The sequence below is a fragment of the Microbacterium sp. YJN-G genome (genome assembly GCF_015040615.1).
Taxonomy (GTDB): domain Bacteria; phylum Actinomycetota; class Actinomycetes; order Actinomycetales; family Microbacteriaceae; genus Microbacterium.
In genome coordinates this window covers 3249750-3274270 of the sequence record NZ_CP060402.1, presented here as the reverse complement: position 1 = coordinate 3274270, position 24521 = coordinate 3249750, and the positions used below count along the sequence as shown (strand labels likewise).

At 70.5% G+C, this 24521-nt stretch carries 25 protein-coding genes; 16 read left to right on the top strand and 9 right to left on the bottom strand.

Annotated elements, in window-relative coordinates; translation table 11 throughout:
- Positions 1 to 32 precede the first annotated feature (32 nt).
- From H7694_RS15755 to H7694_RS15745, 3 genes are all read right to left on the bottom strand, one after another.
- Positions 33 to 1316 (bottom strand): Vms1/Ankzf1 family peptidyl-tRNA hydrolase, encoded by a 1284-nt coding sequence (locus H7694_RS15755; protein WP_193597375.1) that lies wholly within the window; start codon positions 1314 to 1316, stop codon positions 33 to 35.
- Positions 1303 to 1530, bottom strand: coding sequence for a hypothetical protein (locus tag H7694_RS15750; RefSeq protein WP_193597374.1), 228 nt, complete (start codon positions 1528 to 1530; stop codon positions 1303 to 1305). The genes H7694_RS15755 and H7694_RS15750 overlap by 14 nt, the downstream gene beginning before the upstream one ends.
- 89 nt (positions 1531 to 1619) lie before the next feature.
- Positions 1620 to 2588 (bottom strand): DNA topoisomerase IB, encoded by a 969-nt coding sequence (locus H7694_RS15745; protein ID WP_193597373.1) that lies wholly within the window; start codon positions 2586 to 2588, stop codon positions 1620 to 1622.
- Positions 2589 to 2689: 101 nt separating this feature from the next.
- Between H7694_RS15745 and H7694_RS15740 the strand changes: the two genes are divergently transcribed.
- The 3 genes from H7694_RS15740 (at position 2690) to H7694_RS15730 (ending at position 5321) form a co-directional block, all read left to right on the top strand.
- Positions 2690 to 3016, top strand: coding sequence for a DUF2188 domain-containing protein (locus H7694_RS15740; RefSeq protein ID WP_193597372.1), 327 nt, complete (start codon positions 2690 to 2692; stop codon positions 3014 to 3016).
- A gap of 194 nt (positions 3017 to 3210) precedes the next feature.
- On the top strand, positions 3211 to 4701 hold the full coding sequence (locus H7694_RS15735; protein ID WP_193597371.1) for an MATE family efflux transporter: 1491 nt from the start codon (positions 3211 to 3213) through the stop codon (positions 4699 to 4701).
- Between the two features lie 176 nt (positions 4702 to 4877).
- Positions 4878 to 5321 (top strand): hypothetical protein, encoded by a 444-nt coding sequence (locus tag H7694_RS15730; RefSeq protein WP_193597370.1) that lies wholly within the window; start codon positions 4878 to 4880, stop codon positions 5319 to 5321.
- Between the two features lie 50 nt (positions 5322 to 5371).
- Here the strand turns inward: H7694_RS15730 and H7694_RS15725 are convergent, their stop codons facing one another.
- Positions 5372 to 6271, bottom strand: coding sequence for a DMT family transporter (locus H7694_RS15725; protein ID WP_227468183.1), 900 nt, complete (start codon positions 6269 to 6271; stop codon positions 5372 to 5374).
- Positions 6272 to 6326: 55 nt separating this feature from the next.
- Positions 6327 to 7166 (bottom strand): hypothetical protein, encoded by an 840-nt coding sequence (locus H7694_RS15720; protein ID WP_227468182.1) that lies wholly within the window; start codon positions 7164 to 7166, stop codon positions 6327 to 6329.
- A 359-nt stretch (positions 7167 to 7525) separates the two neighbouring features.
- On the opposite strand from H7694_RS15720, the gene H7694_RS15715 reads away from it, so the two are divergent.
- A complete protein-coding gene (locus tag H7694_RS15715) occupies positions 7526 to 8161 on the top strand; it encodes a DUF308 domain-containing protein (protein WP_193597368.1) in 636 nt (211 codons plus the stop codon).
- The gene (locus tag H7694_RS15710; protein WP_227468181.1) at positions 8158 to 8562 is read left to right on the top strand and encodes a hypothetical protein; all 405 of its coding nucleotides are present in this window, start codon (positions 8158 to 8160) and stop codon (positions 8560 to 8562) included. Before H7694_RS15715 ends, H7694_RS15710 begins: the two co-directional genes overlap by 4 nt.
- A 39-nt stretch (positions 8563 to 8601) precedes the next feature.
- Here the strand turns inward: H7694_RS15710 and H7694_RS15705 are convergent, their stop codons facing one another.
- On the bottom strand, positions 8602 to 9738 hold the full coding sequence (locus H7694_RS15705) for a PQQ-dependent sugar dehydrogenase (protein ID WP_193597367.1): 1137 nt from the start codon (positions 9736 to 9738) through the stop codon (positions 8602 to 8604).
- A gap of 103 nt (positions 9739 to 9841) precedes the next feature.
- Between H7694_RS15705 and H7694_RS15700 the strand changes: the two genes are divergently transcribed.
- Complete coding sequence (locus tag H7694_RS15700) at positions 9842 to 11257, top strand: MFS transporter (RefSeq protein WP_193597366.1); 1416 nt, start codon at positions 9842 to 9844, stop codon at positions 11255 to 11257.
- 220 nt (positions 11258 to 11477) lie between these two features.
- Here H7694_RS15700 and purB read toward each other — a convergent pair whose 3' ends face one another.
- Together purB and H7694_RS15690 are read right to left on the bottom strand one after the other, a co-directional pair.
- Positions 11478 to 12875 carry an adenylosuccinate lyase gene (purB, locus tag H7694_RS15695; protein ID WP_193599276.1) on the bottom strand — a complete coding sequence of 466 codons (1398 nt, stop codon included), beginning with the start codon at positions 12873 to 12875 and terminating at the stop codon, positions 11478 to 11480.
- The gene (locus tag H7694_RS15690) at positions 12872 to 13417 is read right to left on the bottom strand and encodes a low molecular weight protein-tyrosine-phosphatase (RefSeq protein WP_193597365.1); all 546 of its coding nucleotides are present in this window, start codon (positions 13415 to 13417) and stop codon (positions 12872 to 12874) included. Before H7694_RS15690 ends, purB begins: the two co-directional genes overlap by 4 nt.
- A gap of 113 nt (positions 13418 to 13530) precedes the next feature.
- Here H7694_RS15690 and H7694_RS15685 point away from each other — a divergent pair, with 113 nt between their 5' ends.
- Entirely contained in the window at positions 13531 to 13800 is a 270-nt protein-coding gene (locus tag H7694_RS15685) for a hypothetical protein (RefSeq protein ID WP_193597364.1), read from the top strand.
- Complete coding sequence (locus tag H7694_RS15680; protein ID WP_193597363.1) at positions 13797 to 15143, top strand: hypothetical protein; 1347 nt, start codon at positions 13797 to 13799, stop codon at positions 15141 to 15143. The genes H7694_RS15685 and H7694_RS15680 overlap by 4 nt, the downstream gene beginning before the upstream one ends.
- Positions 15144 to 15160: 17 nt before the next feature.
- Here H7694_RS15680 and H7694_RS15675 read toward each other — a convergent pair whose 3' ends face one another.
- Positions 15161 to 15556, bottom strand: a complete 396-nt coding sequence (locus H7694_RS15675; protein WP_193597362.1) for a phage holin family protein — start codon at positions 15554 to 15556, stop codon at positions 15161 to 15163.
- Between the two features lie 102 nt (positions 15557 to 15658).
- Between H7694_RS15675 and H7694_RS15670 the strand changes: the two genes are divergently transcribed.
- The 8 genes from H7694_RS15670 to H7694_RS15635 all read left to right on the top strand — a co-directional run bounded on the left by H7694_RS15670 (position 15659) and on the right by H7694_RS15635 (position 24456).
- Entirely contained in the window at positions 15659 to 16729 is a 1071-nt protein-coding gene (locus tag H7694_RS15670; RefSeq protein ID WP_193597361.1) for a histidinol-phosphate transaminase, read from the top strand.
- A complete protein-coding gene (locus tag H7694_RS15665) occupies positions 16726 to 17904 on the top strand; it encodes a MalY/PatB family protein (RefSeq protein ID WP_193597360.1) in 1179 nt (392 codons plus the stop codon). Before H7694_RS15670 ends, H7694_RS15665 begins: the two co-directional genes overlap by 4 nt.
- 108 nt (positions 17905 to 18012) lie before the next feature.
- Positions 18013 to 19143, top strand: coding sequence for a thiamine pyrophosphate-dependent dehydrogenase E1 component subunit alpha (locus tag H7694_RS15660; RefSeq protein ID WP_193597359.1), 1131 nt, complete (start codon positions 18013 to 18015; stop codon positions 19141 to 19143).
- Positions 19140 to 20120 carry an alpha-ketoacid dehydrogenase subunit beta gene (locus tag H7694_RS15655; RefSeq protein ID WP_193597358.1) on the top strand — a complete coding sequence of 327 codons (981 nt, stop codon included), beginning with the start codon at positions 19140 to 19142 and terminating at the stop codon, positions 20118 to 20120. The genes H7694_RS15660 and H7694_RS15655 overlap by 4 nt, the downstream gene beginning before the upstream one ends.
- 117 nt (positions 20121 to 20237) lie before the next feature.
- Positions 20238 to 21572, top strand: a complete 1335-nt coding sequence (locus tag H7694_RS15650) for a dihydrolipoamide acetyltransferase family protein (RefSeq protein WP_193597357.1) — start codon at positions 20238 to 20240, stop codon at positions 21570 to 21572.
- Positions 21573 to 21647: 75 nt separating this feature from the next.
- Positions 21648 to 22766 (top strand): metal ABC transporter solute-binding protein, Zn/Mn family, encoded by a 1119-nt coding sequence (locus H7694_RS15645; protein WP_193597356.1) that lies wholly within the window; start codon positions 21648 to 21650, stop codon positions 22764 to 22766.
- Complete coding sequence (locus H7694_RS15640; RefSeq protein ID WP_193597355.1) at positions 22763 to 23605, top strand: metal ABC transporter ATP-binding protein; 843 nt, start codon at positions 22763 to 22765, stop codon at positions 23603 to 23605. The genes H7694_RS15645 and H7694_RS15640 overlap by 4 nt, the downstream gene beginning before the upstream one ends.
- Positions 23602 to 24456 carry a metal ABC transporter permease gene (locus tag H7694_RS15635; protein WP_193597354.1) on the top strand — a complete coding sequence of 285 codons (855 nt, stop codon included), beginning with the start codon at positions 23602 to 23604 and terminating at the stop codon, positions 24454 to 24456. Before H7694_RS15640 ends, H7694_RS15635 begins: the two co-directional genes overlap by 4 nt.
- The last annotated feature ends 65 nt before the right edge of the window (positions 24457 to 24521 follow it).

Sequence of the window (24521 nt, the reverse complement as noted above, 5' to 3'; positions counted from 1 at the left end):
GCGCCGTCACGAGTCCGGCGCCCCGGGTCGTCTCACTGCCTGTCCGGATCCTCGCCCTCGGCCTGCGACGGGTGCCCGTCCTCCTGCGGATCGTCATGGCTCGCGGGATGCGCGGGGTCTTCGCCCTCGGCCTGGCTGGGATGGCCCGGCTGTGCGCCGTCCGGCACGTCGCCGGTGATGGATGCCGCCGGCCAGCGCAGCGCCGCCAGCGGCGGATGCGGTTCCGCCTCCTCGCGCGGCTCGCCCTCGGCGGGCTCGTCCTCGAGGAACACGACCTCGGCGTCGGTGAGCAGGGCGGCCCGCACCAGCGCCTCCACGGCCGGCATCGGCACGCCTGGACCCGCGTCGAACGCGTCGGCCTCGCCGATCGCGACCCACGGGGCCTCGGGCAGTGCGAGCAGCGTCTGGCGGTCATCCGTCATCCGCTCATCGAGCAGCAGCGTGTCGACCTGCGCCTGCTGCAGGGCACCGACCACGGCGTTGACGCCGGATGCGCCGTTCTCGGCATCCCGCTCCGCCGCCCGATCGCGTACCGCGCTGACCCGGCCGCCGTGCGCCAGGGCGGTGGTCTCGTCGATCGCCTCGACCAGCGCCGTGTCATCGGCGCCGTCGGCGCGCGTGTCGGCATCGACTTCCACGACCAGCGCGAGTGCGTCGGCGCCGATGTTCTCCAGCAGCAGCCCGCGCACGTGCGCATCGCCGGTGACGAAGATGTGCTCGGGCCGGTGCGCGCGCACCAGCCGGTCGACGGCCTCGCCGACCTCCGACTGGTTGTGCTGCCAGACCTCCTCGACGCTGCGCTGGAAGCGCGCCTGCGACCAGCCGCCGGGGCTCACCTTCGTGATCGGATGCTCCTCGCCTTCGATGTGCTGTACCTTCTCGGGATCCGTCCGGCCCAGGCGTTCGAGAGACAGCTCGGCGCCGTCGCGTCCGGTCTGCACCACGAGGATGCGGCGCTCGCCGCCGTGATGACGCAGCAGCGGCACGACCTCGGGGAACGTCCCGTGGGTGATCCGCTCCGCCCCGCGCCGGCCGGAGGCGAAGCCCTCGTCGGCGACGATGTCGCCGCCGCGGGCCACCAGCCAGCGCGCAGACGGGGCGGGCAGCCCGATGTCGTCGGGCAGTACGGCCAGGATCGCCTCTGCGTCGTCGTCCGGGATGCCGGCATCGCGCATGCGGTCCTTCAGCGACCGCATCCTGCTCTCGACCGCCCCGGGCGGTTCGCCCTGCGGGCCGTCGGTGTAGACCGTGCTCCAGGCGCCGGGCTCGGAGAGCAGTCCGTGCAGATCCAGTCCGCGGATGTCAGTGGAGCTCATCGTCATCGCCCTCCTCGCCGGCGATCTCGGGCTCGTCGCGTTCGAAGGCCTGCTGCACCTCTTCGGGGTCGGTGTCGTCGGGCAGCGGTTCGGTCTCCCGGAAGGGTTCGGCGTGCGGGGCACCGTGCCCCTGCACCATCCCGCGGGACTCCTGCTCGAGCTGTTCGTCGAGGTTCGGACCGTGCGTCGTATTGCCGCGCTGGGCGTCGCTCATCTCTCCTCCTAGATCGGGATGTCCAGGCGACGTTAGGCCGCCACCCCGGTGAGCGACACCGGGTTGACATCCCGGGCGCGAGCGCTCGATCAGCTGAGCAGCTCGATGAGCTGCGGCTCCACACGCCTGCCCGGGTCGACCACGACACCTTCGTCGTACAGGTCGACGATGCGCGGGTCGACGTAGCTGGCGCGAGCGACGGCCGGGGTGTTGCCGAGAATCGCGGCGGTCTCGCGGATGGCGGCCGCCACCGCGCGCTTGCGCGCCGACACCGTGCCGCGCGGGCCGATCCGGGCCAGCGCCTCGGCCGCCGAGATCGTGCCGTGCAGGGTGCGGAAGTCCTTCGCCGTGAACTCGCCCCCGGTGCGGGTGCGTACGTCGTCGTTGACATCGGCGGGGCGCAGGGGATGCCATGCGTCGTCGCCGTTCTCGCGCCAGCTGAGCAGCAGCGTCCTGCCACCGCGGCGCTTGAGCCCAGCGATCAGCGCAGCCAGCTCGGCGTCGTCGATCTTCGACTCCCATGGCTGGCCGCTCTTGCCGGGAAAGCTCAGCTCGACGAGCCGGTTCTCGCGCACCCGCGCGTGCGCGCCGCGCAGGGTGACGAGCCCCACGCTGCCGTGCTGGCGGGCGTACTGCTCCGAGCCGACGCGCAGCAGCGCGCTGTCGAGCATGCGGAATGCGCCGGCGAGCACCCGGCGCCGGCCGAACCCGTCCAGGCGCAGGTCACGGGTGACACCGCCCCGCACGGCCGGCATCACGGCCGCGAGCTGCAGCATCCGATCGAACTTCTCCTGCGCCACCCGCTCGTGCCACGCCGGGTGGTAGAGGTACTGACGCCGCCCGGCGTCGTCCACGCCGGTGGCCAGGATGTGCCCGTTCTCGTGCGGGCTGAGCCACACGTCCGTCCAGGCGGGCGGCACCGCGAGGGCGCGCAGCCGGTCGAGCGTCGCGGCATCCTCGATGCGCGTGCCGTCCGGCATCCGGTATTCGAAGCCGCGGCCGCGGCGCACCCGGCGCAGGCCGGGGCCGTGCGGGTCGCTGCGCCTCAGTCGCGTCATGCCTCCGGCGTACCTGCCTCGTCGCGGCCTGCGCAAGCCCCTCCCTGCACGGCGACGGGCGCGCCTAACCTGACGTGTTCCGCAGCAACGAAGGAGGAGACATGTCGCACCAGCCGGGGGACGTGGTGACGATGTCCAAGCGCGGCCAGTGGGTGAACCGCGTCGAGGGCGAAGAGGAGCTGTCGCAGGGGTATGCGACGAAGGAGGAGGCGATCGAGGCCGGGCAGGGCATGGCCGACGCCCTCGGCACGCACCACCGGGTCGTCGACGCCGAACCGACCGGCACGATCACCGACGAGCAGAACGCCGATGACCAGGATGCCGTCGGCGAGGCCCGCGCCGATGGTGAGGACGACGCAGATGGTGAGGACGAGGCCGATGGTTCGGACGAGGATCCCGATCGGATCGAGGTGGAGGATCTGCCCTGAGCGCAGTACCTTTCCGAACGAGCGCGGCGCAATTCTGAACGAGGCTCTGGTCTTTCGCCGAATCGATTCGATACACTGATCACGAATGGCGCCGTGACCGATCACGGTGCCATTTCGTGTTCTCGCCGTCACGGCATCCGCTCGTCCTCCCCTCCTTCTCCGCCTTCTTCTCGGGACCCCTCTCCTCGCACCTCATGGCAACGACCCTGATCACCGGACGCCCCTGGCGCGTCATCCTGGCCTTCTCCGTGCCCCTGCTCATCGGCAACGTCGTGCAGCAGCTGTACCAGTTCGTCGACGCCGTCGTCGTCGGGCGTCAGCTCGGCGTGAACTCCCTCGCCGCGGTCGGTGCGACCGGCAGCCTGATCTTCCTCGTGATCGGCTTCGCCTGGGGGCTCTCCAGCGGCTTCGCGATCCCGACCGCCCAGGCGTTCGGCGCGTCCGACGCGCGCGGCGTGCGCCGCTCGGTGGCGACGGGCACCCTGCTCACCGCCGCGACGAGCCTCATCCTCACTGTGCTGGGTCCGCTGATCGCCGCACCCTTCCTCGAGCTGCTGCAGACGCCGCCCGAGCTGATGGCCGAGGCGACCGTGTTCACGCAGGTCACCTTCATCGGCGGCAGCACGATCATGTTCTTCAACTACCTCGCCGCGATCATCCGCGCGATCGGCGACTCGACGACCCCGCTCGTGTTCCTCACCGTCTCGTGCGCGCTGAACGTCGGGCTCGTCATCCTCATGGTCGGACCTCTCGCCTGGGGCGTCGCGGGTGCCGCGTGGGCGACCGTGCTCGCGCAGGCCGTCTCGGTGCTGCTGTGCCTGCTCTACGTGTGGCGCCGGGTGCCGGTGCTGCACGTGCACCGCGACGACTGGAAGGTCTCGCGCGACGACATCGTCGAGCACCTGCGCCTCGGCCTGCCGATGGGATTCCAGGCCTCGATCATCGCGATCGGCGCGCTGATCGTGCAGGTGGCGCTGAACCGGCTCGGTGCCGAGGCGGTGGCCGCGTACACCGCGGCATCCCGCGTCGACAGCCTCGCCAGCGCGTTTCTCGCCTCGCTTGGTCTTGCGGCGTCGATGTACGCGGCGCAGAACCTCGGCGCCCGCCGGCCCGACCGCATCCGCACCGGCACCATCCAGGCGATCTGGATGGCGATCATCGGCTCGGTGGCCCTGGGTGTGGTCATGATCGCATTCGGCGCACCCGTCGTGCGGCTGTTCGTCGGCGACGGTGCCGACGACGTGGTGGCCTCCGCGCACCTGATGCTGATCATCAACGGCCTGACCTACTCGCTGCTCGGCGTGCTGTTCGTGCTGCGCGGGGTGCTGCAGGGCCTCGGCCACGTGCTGGTGCCGACCGTGACCGGCGTGATCGAGCTGGTGATGCGTGTCGTGGCAGCAGTGGTGCTCGGGGCGCTGCTCGGTTTCGGCGGCGTGGCGATGAGCAACCCGCTGGCCTGGGTGGGCGCGGTCGCGCTGCTCATCCCGGCCTACGTGAAGGCGCATCGTGCGCTGGCGAAGATGAAGGTCGACCCCATCGAATCGACCCTGACCACGCCGATCCCGGTCATCGGACCGACCGACGGGTCGATGGTGGTCGACGCGGTCTACACGGCGCCTGTGCCGGTGGTGTCGCCGCGGCTGAGCCGCCTGCGGCTGCCGCGTACGACGCGCCGCCGCGGCTGAGCCGGTCCGGTGATCGCGCAGTGACGGGGTCCACGGACCCCGTCACCCGTCGTTCACCGATCATCCTCCGGGATGATGCCGAATCGTTCTCACGACGGAGGCCGAAACGCGATCTCCCCGCGTAACCTGGAGTCAGAGGCGCGCGGGGGGCGCGCCCAGGACCGGGGGGTCATGCCATGTCCACTCTTGCAGTGACCAAGGCGCTGATGGCGGTCTTCGTGCCGATCGGGACGGCCGGAGCAATCATCGCCCTCGCCTGCGCGGTCATCGCCGCCGTCGCCATCGCGCGCGGTGCGGCCGGCCTCGCAGGCGGGGCGATCGGGGTCTGGATCGTCGGCGCCCTGCTGAGCATTTCGGCGTCCTTCGCCGGACAGTGGACGCCGTTCCTCGTCTCGGCGATCGCACTCGGGGCGGCGCTCGTCGCCGGGGCGGTGCTCCGGGGCGTCATCCGCGGGGTTCGCGCGCATCGGGTCACGGCCGCGCGTGCGGCGGTGACCGTCGGCGTTCAGAAGCCTGAGGCTGTCGAAGAGCGCGTGATCGCGGGACGTCCCGCGCCGCGGGCGTCCACCGCATCCTCGGAATCCGGAGTCCGCACCGAGGCGATCAAGCTCGCCGCCTGATCAGGCTCTCGCGTCCGGCGCTGCGCGCCGGACGCGAGTCTTCCGCGACGCTACTCGATGGGGTCGGGTCGCCGCTGCCGTCGCACGATGCGCAGTTCACTGGCGAGGATGCCGAGCACGACCAGCAGTCCGCCCAGCAGGGCGGCGGCGGGGAGCCGCTCGCCGGCGAGGCGCCCGATGAGGGCGGCCCACACCGGCTCGCCGGCGTAGATGATCGTGGCCCGCGTGGGCGAGACCGACCTCTGCGCCCAGTTCATCGTCAGCTGGATGACGCAGCTCGCCGCGCCCAGGCCGATCGCCGCCGCCACCCACACCCAGGAGAACTGCGGCACGCCCTCGCCGACGACAGGCATGGTCGCGAAGCCGAGCAGCCCGGCGGTGAGCAGCTGCACGACCGTGATGCGGCCGAGGTCGATGCGGTTCGCGAACACGCTGATCAGGATGATCTCGCCGACGATGGGCAGCGTGCTGATCAGGGTGACCGTCTCGCCGAGTCCGAGCGACAGCGAGAGCGTGCCCGGGCCGGCGATCAGCACCAGGCCGGCGAACGCGAGCCCCGCGCCCACGAAGGCGAGGACGGGTGGGCGCCGGCGGAAGAACAGCCACTGGGCGAACGGCACCATCGGCACGTACAGCGCCGTCAGGAACGCCGAGGTGCTCGACTCGATCGTCTGCAGCCCCATGGTCTGCAGGCCGTAGCCGGCGTAGATCATCAGGCCGATCGACGCTCCCGCGCCGATGTCGGCCCACGTCATCCCGCGCAGCGACCGGTGGAAGATCAGGATGCTGATCAGCCCCGCGACGATGAACCGCAGACCGACGAAGAACCACGGGCCGGAGTGCTCCATGGCCCAGTGGACGAGAAGGAACGTGGCGCCCCACACGGCCGTGATGGCGATGAGGGCGAGCTCCTGCGGGCGCAGGCGCATCCAGCGAAGACGAGAGGGCACAGCTGATTCTCCCGGATCCGCGGTGCTCCCGGGTGCGGTCGGTGGCTCCTCACTGTCAGTCGTCGGCGGGGCGCTCCCCGAATCCCCAGCGGATCGACAGGGCGCCCGGGCCGAAGGCGCGGCGCACGGCGTGCAGCGATCGTGCGCCGGAGAGGTGCCGTGGGGTCGCCACCACCCCCGCGGTGGTCTCCTCGACCTCCTCGCACCAGTCGGGTACCGCCGCCGCGTCGAAGCGGGTCCACAGCAAGAGTTCGCGCGCCTGGAAGGCGACGCCGTGGCCTGTGCCGTCGCCGGCGGGGAAACCGGGCGGATAGGTCACCGACCACTCGATCATCGCGCTGTTCGGTGTGGTGATCGGATGCTCGGTCTCGAAGATGAAGCCGTGGATCTCGCGGCTCTCGTGGGAGTGCGTCCGCGCGATGCGCCCGCCGCCGATCGCCTGGAACACCGGCGGCGGACTCGGGGTGCCTGCGGTGATCTCGACGAACGGGATCTCGGTGACCACGCCCGCCGTCGCCTGGATGACGATACGCGTCGTGCGCCGGACCACCTGGCCGTCGGGGCCGACATCCGTCACCGCGTGGATGGTCTGCTCGCGCGTGGGATCCGGATAGGCGGCACCCATCGCCAGGAACGTCTCCTTCACGCGCTCCTCGAGCAGCTCACGGTCGAACGGGAACGACGTCGCGCCCAGAGGGCCCGTCCGCAGTGACGGACCGAGCCGATCTATCAGGGCACCCGGATCCAGCCCGAGCATGTCCTCGAGATCCGCAATCGCGGCCAGCGACTGCGCGCCCTCGGGCCGGCGGGCGCCCGAGCGCCAGTAGCTCAGCGTCGCCCTCGACACCGGGTTGCCCCGCTCGGCGAGACGCGCGTGCAGACGCGCGAGTGTCACGCCGCGCCCCCTGATCGCGGCGCTCAGCGCCTCGGCGAAAGACTCCGTTGCCGCATCGCGTGAAACAGCATCCGTCACAGCACCCTCCCCGGTATGTGAACGTCTACCGCCTAGATTGGCATACGGGTGCGGTGATGACAGTCGCTGGGGAGCGCGAATCACCGCCCCTCCGAGAACGTGAGGACAGGGCCCGTCCGCCGCGCGCTCGGCGGTGCGCATGGTCCCCTGGCGCACGGTTGCGGGTCCGGCGGCCTTTGGGGAGGCTGCCGGGCCCCGCCTTCCCCCCGCCTTCCCGGCCCGAACAGGCCCCTCATACGGCCCCGGCGTAGACTGGAGGGGTCACCGATCCGAGGACTGTCATGCCCACCGCTTCCCGCACGTTCACGCTGCGTCATGTGCAGCTGGCTCGTGCTGCTCTCGCGGCGGTCGCGGCCATCATGATCACCTTCTCGCCCGATCACTCCGCGGCCGTCGGCCTCTCGGTGTTCAGCGGGTTCGTGCTCTCCACCGCTCTGGTGCACGTGATCGCCGCCGTGATCGTGCACCCGGCCGGCCGGCGCTGGCCCGCCGTGGTCATGAGCATCCTGTCCTTCCTGATCGGCATGGTCGCCAGCGTCCCCTCACTGCGTTCGGACGGCGTCTTCTTCGGCACAGTGATCGCCTGGGCCGCTCTCACCGGACTCGTCGAGCTTCTCGCCGGCATCCGGCGTCGTGGTGACGAAGACGCCCGCGACGCGATCATCACCGGAGCGCTCGGACTCCTGCTGGCTGTCATCGTGCTGCTCGTGCCGGTCGGCTTCACGCAGGAGTACTCGCCCGAGCCGGGCGCGACGTTCACGGTCACCGGGATCATCCTGGCCGTCGGCTTCTTCGGCGGCTACGCCGCGATCGTGGCGGTCTTCCAGGGCATCGCCGGCCTCACGCCGCGCGCGCGGAAGACCGTCGAGACTGATGCCGGCACCGACAGCCTGGCCGACCATGGAGGACGTGCATGACCGACCAGAAGCCCACCCGACGCGAGATCCTGCGTCCGCTGCACCTCGTGGGCATCGCCCTCGTCTGCGGCATCTTCGCGACCGTCGTCACGCTGGTCTCCACCGGCGCCTTCACCGAGCGCGTCAACGCCTCGATCTCGCGGGGCTCGTACGAGGGGCTCACGCCGATCGCGCTCGGGCTGGTGGTCGGCGGCATCTCGTTCATCGTCACGCTGCTGGGCCTGGCCATGCTGATGCTGGCCGTCGATCCCGCCGACGTCACCCGCACGATCGACCGTCCGGTGCTGATGGACGGCGACGGCCCGGCACCTGAGAAGAACGACCGCCCGGCCGACGCCAAGGACCGTCCCGCCGACGGCGGCGACGCGGCATCCGCATCCGGGGCGCCCTCCGCGAGCTGAACCGGCCGGGCCGGCAGGGCCCGTCGAGCCGTTCGCGCCTCAGCGAGGCGGCGTCAGCTGCAGCAGCCGGTCGTCGCCCTCGCGCGGCTGACCTCGGCCGTCGGTGTTGTTCGTGAGCACCCAGATCGTCCCGTCGGGACCCGCGACGACGTCGCGCAGTCGCCCGAACTCGCCCTGGTGCAGCGCCCGGGTGCCGGCATCCGGGTTCGCCGTGTCGAACGTCTGGATCACCTCGCCGCGCAGCCCCGCGATGTAGACGACGCTGTCGACGACGGCGATCCCGCTGGGGCTCGCCTCGGCCGGCGTCCACACGGCGACCGGGTCGATCGCATCCGCCGCCCCGGCCACGCCCTCGTGCTCGGGCCAGCCGTAGTCGCCGCCGGACTCGATGCGGTTGAGCTCGTCCCAGGTGTTCTGCCCGAACTCGCTCGCCCACATCGTGCCCGAGGAGTCCCACGCCAGTCCCTGCACGTTGCGATGGCCGAGGCTGTGCACGGCGTTGCCGAACGGGTTGCCTGGCGCCGGTTCGCCGGTCGGAGTCACGCGCAGGATCTTCCCGCCGAGGAAGTCCGGATCGCGCGCCCGCTCGCGTTGCCCGGCATCCCCGGTCGCGATGTACAGCATCCCGTCGGGGCCGAATGCGATGCGCCCGCCGTTGTGGTTCGAGGCGCGCGGGATGCTGTCGATCACCACCTCGCGTTCGTCGAGGTCGACGGCCAGCGATCCGGCGCCGCCGGTCAGCGGCATCCGCACCACCCGGTTGTCGTCCTCGGCGCCGTGGTACGCGTACAGCCAGCGGATGCCGTCGGCGTCGTGCACGGCGAGGCCGTGCAGGCCCGATTCGCCGCCGGAGACGACGCCGGGGATGACCCCGGCTTCGCGCAGCTCGCCCTCGGTCGTGAGCTCGAGGATGCGGCCGTCACCGCGCTGCGAGATCAGCGCCCCGCCGTCGTCCAGGCGCACGACCGACCACGGCGCCTCGAGGCCCGTCGCCAGGGCGACGGACTCGGTCGTCGCGGGAGTCCCGGTCGCCGGGGTGCCGGCGGTTGCGCGCGGTGATTGCGGCGCGACGGGGCCGGGCGCCGTGCAGGCTGTCAGCGCCGGTGCGGTCGTCAGCGCGGTGAGGATGCCGAGGGTCGCGACGAACCCGCGACGGGGGCGAAGTCGTGCACGCATCGGGGCCTCCCTGGCATCCGCTCCACTCCAGGATCGCCGACCTCCGGCGGCCTGACCAGGGCGAATCGGGAATGTCCGAGCCGCGGATAGGCTTGTCGGAATCATGACCGCCTCCGTCGACCGAGCCGCTGTCGGACTGCGATCAGAGCGCGGTCCGGTGCTCGGGGCGCTCATGCTCGCCGCCAGCCTCATCGCCATCGACGCGACCATCCTCGCCACGGCGGTGCCCAGCATCGTGCGCGATCTCGGCAGCTACCAGCAGTTCCCGTGGCTGTTCTCGATCTACCTGCTCGCGCAGGCGGTGAGCGTGCCGATCTACTCGCGCTTCGCCGACACCATCGGGCGCAAGCCGATCATCCTGTTCGGCATCGGCCTGTTCCTGCTCGGCTCCGTGCTCTGCGGCGTCGCCTGGGACATGACCTGGCTGATCATCTTCCGCCTCGTGCAGGGCCTGGGCGCGGGCGCTGTCGCGCCCATGACGATGACGATCGTCGGTGACATCTACACGGTCGCCGAGCGCGCCAAGGTGCAGGGGTACATCGCCAGCGTCTGGGCGATCTCGTCGGTCGTCGGCCCGGCCCTGGGCGGCGTGTTCTCGCAGCTCGACGCATGGCGCTGGATCTTCTTCATCAACATCCCGCTGTGCGCGCTGGCCGGATGGATGCTGATGCGGCGCTTCCACGAGCAGAAGCAGACCCACCGGCACCGCATCGACTTCGCCGGGGCCGCCCTGCTGACGATCGGGCTGACCGGCGTGATCCTCGGACTGCTCGAGGGCGGCAACGCGTGGGCGTGGCTCTCGGTGCCGAGCCTGCTGTGCTTCGGCATCGGCGCGCTGGCGCTGGTCGTCTTCGCGATGGTCGAGCGGCGGGCTGCCGAGCCGATCATCGACTTCGCGCTGTTCTCACGGCGCCTGATCCTGGTGACCACGCTGGTGTCGTTCGGGGTCGGGGCGCTGCTGATCGGCGTCACCAGCTTCGCACCGGCGTATCTCGAGGGGTCGCTGGGCATCGCCCCGCTGCTGTCGGGCCTGGCCGTCGGGGCGCTCACGCTGGGGTGGCCGATCGCCGCGACGATCGTCGGCCGGCTGTATCTCAGCATCGGGTTCCGCCGCACCTCGCTGATCGGCCTGTCGATCTCGACGGTCGCCGCCGGGATGCTGGCCCTCACCGGCCCGTATCCGAACCCGTTCACGGTCGCCGGCATCGCCTTCGTCCTCGGCTTCGGCCTGGGCTGGACGGCGGCGCCCACGCTCATCGCCGCGCAGGCGTCGGTCGGGTGGGGTCAGCGCGGCGTCGTGACCGGCATGAACGCGTTCGCCCGCTCAGCCGGCAGCGCGGTGGGCGTGGCCGTGCTCGGCGCGATCTCGAACGCGGTGATCCGTCAGGGCGCGGGCGCCCACGATCCCGCGACGATCATCTCGGCATCCACCTGGGTCTTCGTCGGCGCGGCCGTGACCGCCGCCGTCACCCTCGTCGTGCTCCTCTTCATGCCGCGCGACACCGCTCCGGTCGCCTGACTTCGTGGTCGCCGTGCGCTTTCCATCCGCTCCTCGGGCATGCGGATGGAAACCGTCGCTCCCGAGGCGCGCGAACTGGCGTTCTCCATCCGCCCCGCCAGGGCGAAGATGGAAAAGGGCGCTCGGATGCCGCGCAAACCAGCACTTTCCATCTTCCGGCCGCGGGGCGAGCGGTCAGAGCGGCAGCCGCGCGGCGTTGACCTCGAAGGAGCGCATGGGCTCAGCGGGCGAGCCGCTCGGCGATGCCGGTGTAGGTGGCGGGGGTCAGGGCGAGCAGGCGCTGCTTGGCGGCATTCCCGATCTCCAGGCCCTCGACGAACTCGGCCAGCTCGGCGGCGCCGACCCGGTGACCGCGGGTGAGCTCCTTGAGCAGCGCGTACGGGTCGGTGATCGACGAGCGGCCGGCGACGACCTCGGCGCGGATCACGGTCTGGATCGCCTCGGCCAGCACCTCCCAGTTGTGGTCGAGGTCGTCGAGCAGCACGTCGCGCGAGAGCGAGATCTCGTTCAGGCCGCGGCGCAGGTTGTCGAGCGCGAGCAGCGAGTGCCCGAATGCGACGCCGATGTTGCGCTGCGTGGTCGAGTCGGTGAGGTCGCGCTGCAGGCGCGAGGTGACCAGCGTCTGCGACAGCGAGTTCAGCAGGGCGCCGGAGAGCTCGAGGTTGGCCTCGGCGTTCTCGAAGCGGATCGGGTTGATCTTGTGCGGCATGGTCGACGACCCGGTCGCCCCGGCGACCGGGATCTGCGCGAAGTAGCCCAGCGAGATGTACGTCCAGATGTCGGTGGCGAGGTTGTGCAGGATGCCGCCGGCGTGACGCACGTGGTCGTACAGCTCGACCTGCCAGTCGTGCGACTCGATCTGTGTGGTGAGCAGGTTGAAGTCGATGCCCAGGCCCTCGATGTACTCGCGGGCGATGGTCGGCCAGTCGGCATCGGGGTCGGCGGAGAGGTGTGCCGACCAGGTGCCGGTCGCGCCGGAGAACTTCGCCAGGTACTCGGATGCCGCGATGCGCGCGCGCACCCGCTCCAGGCGCCATGCGAAGACCGCCAGCTCCTTGCCCATGGTCGACGGGGTGGCCGGCTGGCCGTGGGTGCGGGAGAGCATCGCGGCATCCGCGTGCTCCTCGGCCAGCTCGCGCAGCTTGGCGATCACGGCATCCAGGGCGGGAAGCCAGACGCCCTCGACCGCGCGCTTGACGGTCAGCGCGTACGAGGCGGAGTTGATGTCCTCGCTCGTGCAGGCGAAGTGGGTGAGCTCGGCGATGGAGTCCAGGCCCAGCGTCGAGAGGCGATCGCGCACCAGGTACTCGATGGCCTTCACGTCGTGGCGGGTGACCGCCTCCTTCTCGGCGAGCCAGTCGATCTCGGCCTGGCCGAACTCGCGGTACAGCGCGCGCAGACGCTCTTTGTCGGCATCCGACAGCGGCGAGGTGCCGAACAGCGAGCGGTCGGTGAGGGCGATCAGCCACTCCACCTCGACCTCGACACGGGCGCGGTTCAGGCCGGCCTCGGAGAGGAAGTCGGCCAGTCCCGAGACGGCGGCGCGGTAGCGACCGTCGAGGGGGCTGAGCGGCTGCGCCGGAAGCGCGGGGAGCGGAAGCGAAGGCTGAGAACTCAGGGGAGATCCTCCTGATCGGGGACCCGCATCGCGCGGGCCGTCGTACGAGGGGCGCGCACAGCCGGTTCGAGCTGCGAGAAGAGGCCACGCGTCGCGGTCTCAATCATAGCCAGCACCGAATCGAACATCGTCGGGCCCGCGTAGTAGGGGTCGGGCACGTCCATGCTCGAGGCGTTCGGATCGTAGGCGCGCAGCAGGGTGACCTTGCCCTCGTCGTCGTCGCTGCGCGCCCAGGCCCGCAGGATCCGCTCGTGCGTGCGGTCGAGGGCGACGATCAGGTCGTTCTCGGCGAAGGATGCGGCGCTGAACTGCTTGGCCCGGTGCGCGGCGCCGTCATACCCTCGCCGTGCGAGGGAGTCGAGGGTGCGGTCGTCGGCGCGCTCGCCGAGGTGCCAGTCACCGGTGCCGGCGCTGCGCGAGAGCAGGCGCGCTCCAAGACCGCGCTGCTCGGCGAGAGCGCGGAGCACCACCTCGGCCATGGGGGAGCGGCAGATGTTGCCGGTGCAGACGAAGATGACGCGGAAGGGATCCGGGTCGGACATGGCACCATTCTGCCCGTATCGACTTCTTTCCCCAATCGTCGGATTCAGCGATTTCTCCACAACATCCGGGGATCGGAGGTCGGCGGGGTGCTCGTGCGGCGCACGCTGGGAGCATGTACTCCATCACGGCGGCCGAGGCACCGGCAAGCGACCAGATCTGGTGGGGCTTTCTCGCCCTGCGGGCAATCGATGACGCGGCGGATGCCGTCGCCGACGCCGAGAGCGTCGGCATGCGACTCGCGTTGGATTCGGCATGGCAGAACGACGGGACAAGCGCGCGCAAAATGCGGGAGGCCCTTGATGGCCTGCACACCGCGATCATGCAGGAACTCGCCGCGGTGCGCGCCCTGGGCGAGCAGTTGCGAAGGGCGTTGGATCTGTGAGCGACGAGGAACTGACCATCACGTCGGGCGGAACGATTGCGATCGACTCCTCGATGGTTCGCGACATCGGTCGTCGTCTGCACGGCGTCGGTACCGGTCTCGCTGAGGCCGTGGAGCGGCTGCGCAGCGCACGGGCGGCGCTGGACCAGGCGCCGGCGGTGGAGCGCGCTGGCGGTGCGGCCGGCATCGCCGAGTGCGCGGCTCGTCTGGCCGGCTGGCAGCCGCAGATCGACAAGATCGCGCAGGGGGCCGCTGCCATGGCGGACACATTCGAGCTGGTGGAGCTGCGGGCACAGCAGCAGGCGTTGAACGAGGCGTACCCCGCGGCTGCGGAGGCGCTGCAGCCTCGGATCGACGAGTTGCTCACAGATCCGCACATCGAGGATCGCGCTACCTGGGCGGTGGCCGAATGGCAGCGAACCCGGTTCGAGGGCACCGAAGATCAGCCATGGGACCTTATCGCGCTGGGAATCTCAGGCATCCTGAGCATGACCGCCCCAGGGGTGATGTCGCCACTGATTGTGGCACTGGCCACTCGTCCTGTCGCGACCACGGCCCGTATCGGTACGGACGCGGCAGTGCGGCTCGACCGGGGGGTGTTGCCGTTCGGCACCCGGTTGCAGGGAACGGCGCCGCCGTTGCACGTCGCACTGGTCGGTGCTGGGACAGCTGAACCGCCCACGAAGCTGTCGGAATCGCTCGGCCGCATCCCGTATGAGCGTGCCGGTCAGATCGTCGTGGAGCGGTACGCCATGAAGGACGGCTCCGCCCGCTTTGTCACCTACCTCGATGGCACCCGCCGCTTTCTGCCCGGCTCGGACGAGCCTTGGGACATGGGCTCGAACTGGGATCTCTACATCGACCGCGAGCTCGCCGCGTCGCAGCAGGCGACCCTGACGGCGTTGAAGATGGCGGGTGCGGAGCCTGGCGACCGCGTCGACCTGGTCACATACTCGCAGGGCGGCGCGATCGGATCCATCACCGCGATGGACAGTCCATACGAGACCGGGGTGGTGATCAGTGCCGGCAACCCCACCGAGCCTTCACTCGCGGCGGACCAGACATTGGTGCAGCTGCGTCACGAGGGTGATCTCGTCTCGAACCTCTCGGCCGGAGGATCGTTCGGCGGCACGGGGGCCCCGGAAAGCTTCACTGCGTCGAGGGCGGTGGGTGGCAAGTTCGGTCCATTCGACCCACATGCCTTCGAGGGATATCTCGAGACGGCGCGCATGGTGGACACCTCGGGGGACCCGCGCGTCAGTGCACTGCAGTCATCGTTCTACGCCGAACTCGGCGAAGCGGACTCCGTGGAGCGGATGGAGTTCAGAGCCGAACGCCCGTGAACGGCATCCGCTTCCGGTCAGCGGCCCTTGCGCTGCGGGCGCAGGATGGCGCCGAGGATCGCGTTGATGATCGAGATCACGATGGCCGCGAGCACGCCCCACCAGAACGACTCGACGCTCAGCCCCCAGCCGAAGCCGCTGGTGATCCACGCCGTCAGCCACAGCAGGAACCCGTTCACGATGAACGAGATGAGCCCGAGCGTGAGGATGTACAGCGGGAAGGCGACGATCTTGATGATCGTGCCGATGATCGAGTTCACCAGGGCGAAGATGGCGGCGACGGCCAGCAGGGTGAGCACCAGCTGCAGGTCCCCACCGGGCGCGAACGGCCGGATGCTGACCCCGAGCACGGGGATCAGCGTGACCACCCAGATGGCGAACGCGTTGATGACGACGCGGATGAGGAATCGCATGAGTCGATCGTGTCACGCATTGCCCGAGTTCGTCAGAGGGTCGTGGCTGGGTTGAGAGGACGTGATCGACCCCTGTCCCGGCGCCTTCCTTAGACTGATCCCGTGACCGAGCCCATCCTGCCCCGCATCCGCCCCGAGATCGCCGCTCTGCCGCCGTACCGCCAGGGCAAGCAGGCGGGCGCGAATGCGTTCAAGCTCTCCAGCAACGAGAACCCCTTCGAGCCGCTCCCGTCGGTGCTCGAGGCGCTGACGCACACCGCCCCCATCAACCGGTATCCCGACGCATCGGCCGGGGCGCTGCGCGCCCGCCTGGCCGAGCGCTACGACGTCGAGGTCGACGCCGTGCACGTGGCATCCGGCAGCGTGTCGATCCTGTACCAGCTCGTGCTCGGCACGGCATCCGTGGGTGATGAGGTCATCTACGCCTGGCGCTCCTTCGAGGCCTACCCGGCCCTCCCGCTGGTCGCCGGGGCGACCGGAGTGCAGGTGCCGCTCGGTACCGGCGCGCGGCACGACCTCGACGCGATGGCGGATGCCGTCACCGACCGCACCCGCGCGATCATCGTCTGCACCCCGAACAACCCCACCGGCCCGATCGTCACCAGCGCCGAGTTCGCCGCATTCGTCGCGCGCGTGCCGCAGGATGTGCTGATCATCCTCGACGAGGCGTACGCCGAGTTCGTCACCGCACCGGATGCCGTGAACGGGCTGGGCGAGCGTATCTTCGAGAAGCACCCGAACGTGGTCGTGTTGCGCACCTTCTCCAAGGCGTTCGGCCTGGCGGGCCTGCGCATCGGCTACGCCATCGGGCACCCCCGCGTGCTCGACGCCGCCCGCACCACCGGCATCCCGCTCTCGGTCACCAGCGCCGCCGAGCGCGCCGCGATCGCCAGCCTCGACGCCGAGGACGAGCTGCGCGAACGCGTCACCGTGATCGTCGAGCGCCGCACCCGCCTGGTCGCGGGCCTGCGCGCGCAGGGCTGGGACGTGCCCGACTCGCAGTCGAACTTCGTCTGGCTGCCCGCGGGCGAGCGCACCGACGAGGCCGCCGCCGCGTTCGACGCGGCCGACCTGATGGTGCGGCCGTTCTCGGGCGACGGCATCCGCATCTCCGTCGGCGAGGAGGAGTCGATCGAGAAGGTGCTGCAGGTCGCCGCGGAGATCGGCGCGTGAGCTACGACTTCGAGACGCTCGTCGACCGCACCGGAACCGGTGCCGCCAAGTGGGAGTCGATGCGCACCGCGAACCCCGCCGTGCCCGACGGCATCGCGCCGTTCTCGGTCGCCGACATCGATCTGAAGCTCGCACCCGAGATCATGGCCGGCCTGCGCGCCCACCTCGATGACGTCGTGCTCGGCTACACGGTCGCCACCGACGACTACTGGGATGCGGTGACCGGCTGGTTCCGCGACCGACACGGCTGGAGCGTCGACCGCGAGCAGCTCGTGCTCGCCCCGGGCGTCGTGCCGGCGTTCCACACCGCCGTGCGGGCCGTCACCGCCCCCGGCGACGGCGTGATCGTGCAGACCCCGGCCTACTACCCGTTCTTCCGCGCCATCGAGAACAACGACCGCGCGGTCGTGCGCAACCCGCTCGTGCTGCGCGACGGCCGCTGGCGGATCGACCTCGACGACCTCGCGGCGAAGGCCGCCGAGCCCACCACCACCGCGCTGATCTTCTGCAGCCCGCACAACCCGACCGGCCGCGTCTGGGAGCGCGACGAGCTCGAGGCCGTGTGGCGCATCGCCCGCGAGCACGACCTCACGGTGATCAGCGATGAGATCCACTTCGACCTGCTCATGCCCGGCGTCGAGCACACCGTCTTCTCCACGCTGAGCGACGATGCCGCCGCGCGCACGATCGTGTGCACCGCGCCGAGCAAGACCTTCAACCTCGCCGGCATGTCGACCAGCAACATCGTCATCCCCGATCCCGCGCTGCGCGAGCGGTACGCGGCCGAGCAGGCGCGCACCGGGTTCTTCACCCTCAACGCGCTGGGCTTCCAGGCGTGCCGCCTCGCCTACGCCGAGGCGGGCGGCTGGCTCGACGGACTCATCGATCTCGTGCACGGCAACCACGAGCTGGTGCGGTCGTTCCTGGCAGAGCGGATGCCGGAGGTCGAGGTCTTCGACCTCGAGGGCACCTACCTGCAGTGGATGGACTTCCGCGGGCTGGGCCTGAGCGCCGAGGAGCTGCAGCGGATCCACGAGCACGAAGCGCTGGTGTTCTTCGACGAGGGCGCCATGTTCGGCCCCGAGGGCGAGGGCTTCGAGCGGATGAACCTTGCCGCCCCGCGGCACGCGATCGAGGCGGCGCTCGAGCGGCTCGCACACGCGCACGGGCGCTGATCCCGGGTCTGCATCCGCCCCGACCGGCCGTTTCTCCGTATTCCGAGAAGGTAGTAGGGCCCCCGAACTATGCGTGACCTGGCATGCGGGCGTGGGTAGCGTGGAGCCGTGACTCCGACCGAAGCACCCCTCGTTCGCGTCCTGGAAGCGGATGGATCGTTCGCCCCATCGGCGGCATCCGAGCAGTATCTGCCGCTGATCGAGGCACTCACCGACGGTGAGCTCGAGCAGTTCTACCGCGACATGGTGATCATCCGCGCCATCGACACCCAGGCCACCAACCTGCAGCGGCAGGGCCAGCTGGCGCTGTGGCCGCCGAGCCGCGGACAGGAGGCCGCGCAGGTCGGCTCCGCCCACGCGGCCCGCACGCAGGACACGATCTTCCCGTCGTACCGCGAGCACGCGGTCACGCGCATCCGCGGCGTCGACCCGATCGACATCATCAAGCTGATGCGCGGCGTCTCGCACGGCGGCTGGGACCCCACCGACCCGAAGAACGGCAACACCCGCATCTACACGCTCGTGCTGGGCTCGCAGACCCTGCACGCCGCCGGCTACGGCATGGCGCTCGCCTTCGACGGCCGGTCCGGCACCGGCGATGTCGACCGCGACGAGGCCGTCGTCGTCTACTACGGCGATGGCGCCTCCAGCCAGGGAGACGTCCACGAGGCGATGGTGTTCGCCGCCAGCTACGACGCGCCGGTGCTGTTCTTCCTGCAGAACAACCACTGGGCGATCTCGGTGCCCGTCGAGACCCAGTCGAAGGTGCCCCTCGTGGGGCGCGGCGCGGGCTACGGCATCCCATCGGTCCGCGTCGACGGCAACGACGTGCTCGCCAGCTACGCCGTCTCGCGCGCGCTGCTCGACGAGACGCGCTCCGGGCTCGGCCCGCGCGCGATCGAGGCGGTCACCTACCGGATGGGCGCCCACACCACCAGCGACGACCCCACCAAGTACCGCGCCTCCGAGGAGGAGCAAGCCTGGGCGCAGCGCGACCCGATCGCCCGCATGCGGGCGTTCCTGCTCAACAGGGGAGCATCCGAGTCGTTCTTCGACGGTGTCGAGGCCGAGGCCGCGGATGCCGCAGAGGACCTGCGGTCCCGCACCGTCGAGCTGACCGCACCGGAGCCCGACACGATGTTCCAGAAGGTGTACAGCGAACCGCATCCGCTCGTGGAGGAGCAGCGCGCCTGGTTCCACGAGTACGAGGCGTCGTTCGAGCAGGAGGCGGGCCGATGACCCTGGAGACCATGCCGTTCGCCAAGGCGCTGAACGCCGGGATGCGCAAGGCCATGCAGGACGACCCGCGCGTGCTGCTGATGGGCGAGGACATCGGCCGCCTCGGCGGCGTGTTCCGCGTCACCGAGCACCTGCAGCGCGACTTCGGGCCGCGCCGCGTGCTCGACACCCCGCTGGCCGAGTCGGGCATCGTCGGCACCGCCATCGGCCTGGCCATGGCCGGATTCCGACCGGTGTGCGAGATCCAGTTCGACGGGTTCGTGTTCCCGGCGTTCGACCAGATCACCTCGCAGCTGGCCAAGCTCACCTACCGGCACGAGGGTGCGGTGCAGATGCCGATCGTCATCCGCATCCCGTACGGCGGGCACATCGGCGCCGTCGAGCACCACCAGGAGAGCCCGGAGGCGTACTTCACGCACACCCCGGGCCTGCGGGTGGTGTCGCCGTCGACCGCGAACGACGCGTACTGGATGATCCAGGAGGCCATCGCGTCGAACGACCCGGTGATCTTCATGGAGCCGAAGAGCCGCTACTGGCCCAAGGGCGAGGTCGACCTGTCGGCATCCGCTCTTCCGCTGCACTCCTCGCGCATCGTGCGCCGCGGCACCGACGTCACCCTCGTCGGCCACGGCGCGATGGTGACGACCCTGCTTCAGGCGGCCGCGCTCGCCGAGGCCGAGGGCACCAGCTGCGAGGTCGTCGACGTCCGCTCGCTCTCGCCCGTGGACTACGGGCCCATCCTCGACTCGGTGCGATCCACCGGGCGGATGGTCTATGCGCAGGAGGCGCCCGGGTTCACCAGCCTGGGCAGCGAGATCGCCGCGACGGTGATGGAGCGCGCCTTCTACGCCCTCGAGGCCCCCGTGCTGCGCGTCTCGGGCTTCGACACCCCGTTCCCGCCCGCCAAGCTCGAGGGCGCGTACCTCCCGGATGCCGACCGCATCCTCGAGGCCGTCGACCGCTCCCTCGCCTACTGATCCCGCGCTCGCCTGAGCCTTGCCTCCCTGGATCCCTGAGCCTGTCGAAGGGCCCCAGCCACAGACGTACTGGGTCCCTGAGCCTGTCGAAGGGCCCCGCCACTTGAAGGAGATCCCATGAGCACCCAGACGTTCACCCTCCCCGACGTCGGCGAGGGGCTGACCGAGGCTGAGATCGTCAGCTGGAAGGTCGCCCCCGGTGATGCCGTGGCGGTCAACGACGTGATCTGCGAGATCGAGACCGCCAAGTCGCTCGTCGAGCTGCCCTCCCCGCACGCGGGGACGGTCGGCGAGCTGCTCGCCGCAGAGGGCGCGACCGTCGAGGTCGGTGCGCCGATCATCACCTTCGTCACGTCTCCGGATGCTGCGACTGCTGTCTCTGCTCCCTCGGCGCCGGCCGCCCCCGCAGCCGAGGAGGGCAGCGGTTCGGTGCTCGTCGGCTACGGCAGCGGGGGAGGGGCGACCTCGCGTCGCAAGCGCCCCGCCGAGCGGCCCGTGCGCTCCTCGGTCGGCGTGATCGCCAAGCCCCCGATCCGCAAGCTCGCCCGCGACCTCGGCGTCGACGTGACCGCCGTCACCCCGACCGGCGCCGACGGCGAGGTCACCCGCGACGACGTCGTCAAGCACGCCTCCCAGGCGAGCGTGTTCCGCAACATCGAGACTCCCGAGTGGGGCGACGTGCGCGAGGAGACCGTCCCGGCACCGGCGGCATCCGGGCCCGTCGGTCTGGCGCGCGGCATCCAGCCGACCGATCGCACCGAGTCGATTCCGGTCAAGGGCGTCCGCAAGGCGACCTCGTCGGCGATGGTGCAGAGCGCATACTCCGCGCCGCACGTGACGGTGTGGAAGGAGGTCGACGCCACCCGCACCATGGAGCTCGTGAAGCGTCTGAAGGCCTCGCCCGACTACGCCGACATCCGCGTCTCGCCGCTGCTGATCATGGCCCGCGCCGTGATCTGGGCCGCCCGCCGCACCCCGCTGGTGAACGCCGCGTGGGTCGACACCGAGGACGGCGCCGAGATCATCGTGCGCCACTACGTGAACCTCGGCATCGCCGCGGCGACCCCGCGCGGACTGCTCGTGCCCAACATCAAGGACGCGCAGGATCTCGGCATGAAGGACCTCGCCCGCGCGCTGAACCGGCTGACCGTCACCGCTCGCGAGGGCAAGACCAGCCCGGCCGACCAGCAGGGCGGCACCATCACGATCACCAACATCGGTGTGTTCGGGATGGATGCGGGCACGCCGATCATCAACCCGGGCGAGGCCGGGATCGTGGCCATGGGCACGATCAGCCAGAAGCCCTGGGTCGTCGACGGCGAGGTGCGCCCGCGCTGGGTCACCACGGTCTCGGGCTCGTTCGATCACCGCGTCATCGACGGAGACGGGATGAGCCGGTTCATCGCCGATGTGGCATCCGTGCTCGAGGAGCCGGCCCTGCTCGTCGACTGAACAGAGCGGGACACTTCTTAATCTTTCCGCCGCGCCAAGTTGATAATGGTTCTCATTAGCGTTTAGCCTGGAGGTATGAAGAAGACGCTCGCGCCCCTCGCCCTCGCCGCTGCATCCATCGTCGTGCTCGCCGGATGCTCGACGACCGCCGGCACCGCCGACGGCGGCACCGGTCGCGTGCAGGTCGTCGCGTCCACGAACGTCTACGGCTCCCTCGCCGCCCAGATCGGCGGCGACCGCGTCGAGGTCACCAGCCTGATCACCTCGGCCACCAAGGACCCGCACTCCTACGACGCCTCGGCCCGCGACCGCCTCGCGGTGCAGAAGGCCGATCTCGTGATCGAGAACGGCGGAGGCTACGACTCGTTCATGACCGAGCTGCGCGAGGGGTCGGATGCGAAGGTCGTCACGGCCGTCGAGCACTCCCACGACTACGCGGATGCCGTCGGCGAGAGCACCGACGACGACCACACGGACGACGATCACGCCGAGGGCGGCGAGAATCACGCCGACGAGACCCACACCGACGAGACGCACGCCGAGGACGGCCACGACGACCACGTCGACGACACCAAGACGGATGACGCCGAGGCCACCCCCGGCACCGAGACCCCCGACGCCACCGAGCCCGCCGATGACGACTCCCACGAGGGCCACGACCATGTCGAGGGCGTCAACGAGCACGTCTGGTTCGACGTGCACACGATCATCCACGTCGCCGAGGACATCGCGGCAGGCCTCGCCGCCGTCGACCCCGACAGCGCCGCGGACTACGAGCAGGCCGCCACGGAGCTGACCGAGGAACTCGCCGGGATCGAGGGCGAACTCGACACGCTGCACGAGAAGCTCGAGGGGCAGAAGGTGTTCATCACCGAGCCGCTGCCCGGCATGCTGGCAGCATCCGTCGGTCTGGATGACGTCGCCCCAGATGGATTCGCATCCGCGGTCGAAGAGGGCAACGAGGTCACACCCGCCACCCTGCTCGACGCACTCGGCACCATCGAATCCGGTGAGGTGAGCGCGGTCCTGACCAACGCGCAGACCGGCGGCGGCGAGACCGCCCGCATCGAGGATGCCGCGGAGCAGGCCGGCATCCCCGTCGTCGCCTTCACCGAGCTGCTCGAGGCCGATCAGTCGTACGCTGAGTGGATGCGCGCCGCGATCTCGAACCTCGCCACCGCCCTGGGCCAGTGACCGAGGCAGGCGAACCGGCCGCGCCGCCCGTCCTCAGCATCACGGGCGCGGCCCTGCACCGTGACGGCCACGAGCTCTGGGCGGGCCTGGACCTCGACGTCCGCCCCGGCGAGTTCATCGCCGTGCTCGGTCCTTCAGGTTCGGGCAAGACGACGCTGCTGCGCAGCATCCTCGGCCTCCAGCCGCTGTCCGCCGGCACCGTGCAGATCGACGGCCTTCCGGTGCAGCGCGGGAATCCGCGCATCGGGTACGTCCCGCAGCAGCGGACGCTGGCACCCGACACGAGTCTGCGGGCCCGCGACCTCGTCGCGCTCGGCGTGCGCGGCATCCGCTTCGGTCTGCCGATCCCGCACCGCGGCGACCGCACCCGCGTCGACGCCCTGCTCGAGGGCGTCGGTGCGTCGCACTACGCCGACCGGCCCGTCGGGCTGCTCTCGGGCGGCGAGCAGCAGCGCCTGCGGGTCGGCCAGGCGCTCGCCGCCGACCCGAAGCTGCTGCTGTGCGACGAGCCGCTGTCGAACCTCGACCTGGCCAACCAGCGCGGTGTGACCGAGATCATCGACCGGCGGCGCCGCGCGCACGGCACGGCCGTGCTGTTCGTCACGCACGACATCAACCCGATCCTCGACCGCGTCGACCGCATCCTCTACATCGCCGGCGGACGCTTCCTGCTCGGCACCCCCGACGAGGTGCTGCAGACCGAGGTGCTCAGCGCCCTGTACGGCACGCCCGTGTACGTGTTCCGCACCGGGGGGCGGCTCGTCGTCGTCGGCATCCCGGATGCCGATACCCAGCACGAGCACCATGACGAGGCGCCCACGACGGGAGGGATCGCGTGACCCCGCTGCTCGACTGGGGCGACATCTTCTCGTTCCAGGACTACGGCGAACTGCTCGCCCTGCTCTCCAACTCGCTCATCGCCGGTGCCGTGCTCGGCCTCGTCGGCGGCCTCGTGGGCGTGTTCGTCATGCAGCGCGACCTCGCCTTCGCCGTGCACGGGGTCAGTGAACTGTCGTTCGCGGGTGCCGCGGCGGCACTGCTGTTCGGCGGAAGCGTCGTCGCGGGATCCATCGGCGGGGCGCTCGTGGCGGCGGTGCTCATCGGCCTGCTCGGGGCGAAGGCGCGGGACCGCAGCTCCATCGTCGGCGTGCTCATGCCGTTCGGCCTCGGTCTCGGCATCCTGTTCCTGTCGCTCTACGAAGGCCGAAGCGCCAACCGCTTCGGACTGCTCACCGGGCAGATCGTCTCGGTGTCGAACCCCGACCTCGGCTGGCTGATCGGCATGAGCGTCGTGGTGCTGCTGGGCCTGCTGCTGATGTGGAACCCGCTGCGGTTCGACTCCCTCGACCCCGAGTCCGCCGCCGCGCGAGGCGTGCCGGTGCGGACGGTGAGCCTGGTGTTCATGGTGTTGCTGGGCCTGATCGTCGCCGTCAGCGTGCACATCATCGGCGCCCTGCTGGTGATGGCGCTGCTGGTGACGCCCGCGGCCGCGGCGATGCGCCTGTCGGCGGGACCCGTCGCGGTGCCGGTGCTGGCGGCCCTGTTCGGCTTCACCTCGGCGGTCGGCGGAATCCTGCTCGCACTCGCCGGAACGCTGCCGGTGAGCCCGTACATCACGACCATCTCCTTCCTCATCTACGGCGTCGCCTGGCTCGTGCAGCGGTCGCGTGCGCGGGTGCGCCGGGCCTGAACCGGATCCCGTGCTGCACCCTCAGCGAGGGATGAGATCATGGATGCCTGGGGACAGGCTTCACG

Coding starts and splice junctions, on each gene's coding strand:
- H7694_RS15755 (WP_193597375.1), bottom strand. CDS start 1,316: ATGAGCTCCACTGACATCCGCGGACTGGATCTGCACGGACTGCTCTCC.
- H7694_RS15750 (WP_193597374.1), bottom strand. CDS start 1,530: ATGAGCGACGCCCAGCGCGGCAATACGACGCACGGTCCGAACCTCGAC.
- H7694_RS15745 (WP_193597373.1), bottom strand. CDS start 2,588: ATGACGCGACTGAGGCGCAGCGACCCGCACGGCCCCGGCCTGCGCCGG.
- H7694_RS15740 (WP_193597372.1), top strand. CDS start 2,690: ATGTCGCACCAGCCGGGGGACGTGGTGACGATGTCCAAGCGCGGCCAG.
- H7694_RS15735 (WP_193597371.1), top strand. CDS start 3,211: ATGGCAACGACCCTGATCACCGGACGCCCCTGGCGCGTCATCCTGGCC.
- H7694_RS15730 (WP_193597370.1), top strand. CDS start 4,878: ATGTCCACTCTTGCAGTGACCAAGGCGCTGATGGCGGTCTTCGTGCCG.
- H7694_RS15715 (WP_193597368.1), top strand. CDS start 7,526: ATGCCCACCGCTTCCCGCACGTTCACGCTGCGTCATGTGCAGCTGGCT.
- H7694_RS15710 (WP_227468181.1), top strand. CDS start 8,158: ATGACCGACCAGAAGCCCACCCGACGCGAGATCCTGCGTCCGCTGCAC.
- H7694_RS15705 (WP_193597367.1), bottom strand. CDS start 9,738: ATGCGTGCACGACTTCGCCCCCGTCGCGGGTTCGTCGCGACCCTCGGC.
- H7694_RS15700 (WP_193597366.1), top strand. CDS start 9,842: ATGACCGCCTCCGTCGACCGAGCCGCTGTCGGACTGCGATCAGAGCGC.
- H7694_RS15690 (WP_193597365.1), bottom strand. CDS start 13,417: ATGTCCGACCCGGATCCCTTCCGCGTCATCTTCGTCTGCACCGGCAAC.
- H7694_RS15685 (WP_193597364.1), top strand. CDS start 13,531: ATGTACTCCATCACGGCGGCCGAGGCACCGGCAAGCGACCAGATCTGG.
- H7694_RS15675 (WP_193597362.1), bottom strand. CDS start 15,556: ATGCGATTCCTCATCCGCGTCGTCATCAACGCGTTCGCCATCTGGGTG.
- H7694_RS15655 (WP_193597358.1), top strand. CDS start 19,140: ATGACCCTGGAGACCATGCCGTTCGCCAAGGCGCTGAACGCCGGGATG.
- H7694_RS15650 (WP_193597357.1), top strand. CDS start 20,238: ATGAGCACCCAGACGTTCACCCTCCCCGACGTCGGCGAGGGGCTGACC.
- H7694_RS15645 (WP_193597356.1), top strand. CDS start 21,648: ATGAAGAAGACGCTCGCGCCCCTCGCCCTCGCCGCTGCATCCATCGTC.